This is a genomic window from Candidatus Magnetobacterium casense, from assembly GCF_019173545.1.
Lineage (GTDB): Bacteria > Nitrospirota > Thermodesulfovibrionia > Thermodesulfovibrionales > Magnetobacteriaceae > Magnetobacterium > Magnetobacterium cryptolimnobacter.
Genome location: NZ_JABXWD010000397.1, coordinates 1 through 2,988 on the forward strand (window position 1 = coordinate 1; position 2,988 = coordinate 2,988).

General features: G+C 48.7%; 3 protein-coding genes. 2 read left to right on the top strand and 1 reads right to left on the bottom strand.

Features of this window, described 5'->3' with window-relative positions; translation table 11 throughout:
* Nucleotides 1-278: 278 nt before the first annotated feature.
* The gene (locus HWQ67_RS15440) at nt 279-1,022 is read left to right on the top strand and encodes an SDR family oxidoreductase (RefSeq protein WP_255317316.1); all 744 of its coding nucleotides are present in this window, start codon (nt 279-281) and stop codon (nt 1,020-1,022) included.
* Between the two features lie 72 nt (nt 1,023-1,094).
* Here HWQ67_RS15440 and HWQ67_RS15445 read toward each other — a convergent pair whose 3' ends face one another.
* Nucleotides 1,095-1,559 (bottom strand): hypothetical protein, encoded by a 465-nt coding sequence (locus HWQ67_RS15445; RefSeq protein ID WP_218253580.1) that lies wholly within the window; start codon nt 1,557-1,559, stop codon nt 1,095-1,097.
* 166 nt (nt 1,560-1,725) lie between these two features.
* On the opposite strand from HWQ67_RS15445, the gene HWQ67_RS15450 reads away from it, so the two are divergent.
* Complete coding sequence (locus HWQ67_RS15450) at nt 1,726-2,823, top strand: metallophosphoesterase (RefSeq protein WP_218253581.1); 1,098 nt, start codon at nt 1,726-1,728, stop codon at nt 2,821-2,823.
* Nucleotides 2,824-2,988: the final 165 nt, after the last annotated feature.

Sequence of the window (2,988 nt, forward strand, 5' to 3'; positions counted from 1 at the left end):
CGGATTCGAGTTTTTTCGGGTATCAAAATTGCTTGCATACAAGAAAGAAAGGGGCGGCTCCGCCCCCCTTCAGAACCCCCTGCAAGGGGACCAGTCCCCTTGACCCCATCCTGCTTAACCTTCTATCATCACAGAAATATTTACAGTAACAAAATATGCACCCAACGGGCACTATGAATTTTTTTTTAAATGCAGTATAATATAACCTTGACACGAACATACTGCTGTTTTGCGAGAAGTAGTACATATTAATATAATTTAGGAGGTATTTAAGGGTTATGGATTTAGCGGGTAAAAACGTATTAATCACTGGTGGTGGCAGAGGCATGGGCAGGAAGTTTGCCGTTGACATGAAAAATGCGGGTGCAAAGCCCTACGTTGTCGATGTGGTGCAGGAAAACCTCGATGCCCTCAAGGCAGAGACCGGTATAGAGGGAGATATCCTTGACGTATCGAAAGAAAGCGAAGTGGAAGCATTTTTCAACAAGTATGTTGACGCCCACGGCGCCCCTGACGTCCTCATCAACAACGCCGGCATAACGTCGGATGCACTGTTTATACGTAAGAAGGGCGACGAAATAACCAAGTTCCCCATGTCAAACTGGGACAAGGTCATCGGGGTTAATCTCACGGGCGTGTTTTTGTGCGCAAGAGAGGCCGCCTACCATATGGTAAAAAAGGACGTAAAGGGCGTCATCATCAACATCTCATCGATCAGCCGTTCGGGCAACCTCGGACAGACCAACTATACGGCCACCAAGTCCGGCGTGGATGGCATGACAGTGACCTGGGCAAAGGAACTTGCCAGATACGGCATACGGGTAGCGGCAATCGCCCCAGGATACATTAACACCGAAATGGTCGCCAAGATCAGACAGGACGTCCTTGACAAGATCATCGCCCAAATCCCCGTGGGCAGGCTCGGAGAGATGGAGGAGATATCAAAAACCGCCAAATTCATCGTTGAAAACGACTTCGTTACCGGCAGGATATTCGAAGTTGACGGTGGTATGAGGATATAGCTTTACACGACAACAAACAAGACAACTGGTCTTCATGCCCCGCTAAAGGCAGAAGACCAGTTTTTATTTGACTCAGCCAATGTAATGTTTGGCTCCAACACCGACGGCTACAGCCGTAAGACTCACTCCCATGACCACATAGTGGAACCTGGTAAGCAGCCCAAATACCTTATGCATATCGTGCTGCGCCTCGCCGCTGAATATCTTTGCAAACACCTTTGCCTCAAACATAAGGACAAGGAAGTAGAACGTCCACACAAACAACATTATCGTCGGACCTATTCCCTTAAGGGTAAAGAGGGTCTTGTATTCCTCGGTCATCATCAAAAGCAGCATCCCCGTTGTGCCGACAAAAAAGACACATATCTTTGCTACCTTGGCAAACCGATGCTCCACCCCCTGGAAAAACATCACCTTCTCAAACGATTGTTCCATCCTCATTATCATCGGAAAGACGATTATTGTAACAAACACCACACCACCTATCCAAATAACAACACCAACGACGTGTATCGCCGTCAACAAAGCAATTGCCATTGCAACCTCCTATATGTATGTATATTTTTTTTTGTTCATCTGCCTACTACTATTATCCACGATGACTATTATATCATAATATGAAGTATATCATAACTTTGAAATTATTTATAGCAACTTTTCTTTGCATGTGATAAAAGAACTTTAATATGAAGCGAGGTATCAGATGAAGTCATTTCTATTTATATACTTCTCCGTATATGGGTTGATGCACTACTACCTTCTGAGGGGGATTATTACCCTGAGCGCTCACCCTGGCCCCGTGGTGAGGGTAGCCATTGTGCTGCTGGCGCTCCTTATGATTAACGCCCCGATGCTTGTGCGCTACACCGAACGACACGGCTACGAGCAGACAGCTATTGTCATCTCCCACGTGGGATATCTGTGGATGGGGTTTGTGCTGATTGCCGTTTCAGCGTTGCTCGTTAGCGATCTGTGCCGATTCGGTATAAATCTTTTTATGTCTGATGGGGGTAAACTTGGCAGAGTGGTGGTACTGCCACTGGTGATATCGCTGCTGCTGTCGGCGTATGCGTATTTCGAGGCGCTTCATGTCACTACGGAGCGCCTGACCATAAGCCACCCAAAAATACCGGCGGGTGTGAGCATCAAGGTTGTGCAGGTGTCAGACGTGCATATTGGGCTTATCGTCAGACATGACAGGTTAAAACGGATATTTGACGTCGTCAGCAAAGAGCAACCGGACGTGCTTGTCTCCACGGGGGACTTCGTTGACAGTCAACTGGACAACCTCGACGTGATTGCCGCCAATATAAACTCTATCCCGGCTACGTATGGGAAGTTTGCCTGTCTGGGCAATCATGAGTTTTACGCAGGCACGGAGCGGTCTGTGCGGATCACGCAGGAGGCGGGGTTTACGGTACTGCGGGGGCAGGGCGTGACCGTCGGGGGGGTGCTCAACATTGCGGGGGTTAGTGACTACACCGTCGGCGATGAATTCTCAGAGAGAGAAGTCTTATCGAGGCTACCGAGGCAGAACTTTACCATCCTGCTCAAACATCGACCAACAGTTGACACGGACAGCACCGGGGACTTTGATCTGCAACTCTCCGGTCACACCCACAAGGGGCAGATATTTCCATTCAACATACTGACATATTTTCACTATCCAATCCACGCCGGATTGTTAAGACTCCGCGACGACGCATACCTCTACGTATCAAGAGGCTCCGGCACCTGGGGTCCCCCCATGCGGTTGTTCTCCCCCCCGGAGGTAACCGTCGTCACACTGAAAAACAAATAGTGAATGTTGTAGCAGGAGTCCGTTACCTGTTTTGTAATAGCTCACCCCCCTAAGAAGAAGGAAAGAAAGGGGCGGCTCCGCCCCCCTTCAGAACCCCCTGCAAGGGGGCCAGCCCCCTTGACCCCTTCTTACCTTGTTGACATTGAGTTGATTATACACAACATT

What these genes read in the sequence shown, in the direction of transcription:
- HWQ67_RS15440 (WP_255317316.1), top strand. Translation starts at nt 279, where the DNA reads ATGGATTTAGCGGGTAAAAACGTATTAATCACTGGTGGTGGCAGAGGC.
- HWQ67_RS15445 (WP_218253580.1), bottom strand. Translation starts at nt 1,559, where the DNA reads ATGGCAATTGCTTTGTTGACGGCGATACACGTCGTTGGTGTTGTTATT.
- HWQ67_RS15450 (WP_218253581.1), top strand. Translation starts at nt 1,726, where the DNA reads ATGAAGTCATTTCTATTTATATACTTCTCCGTATATGGGTTGATGCAC.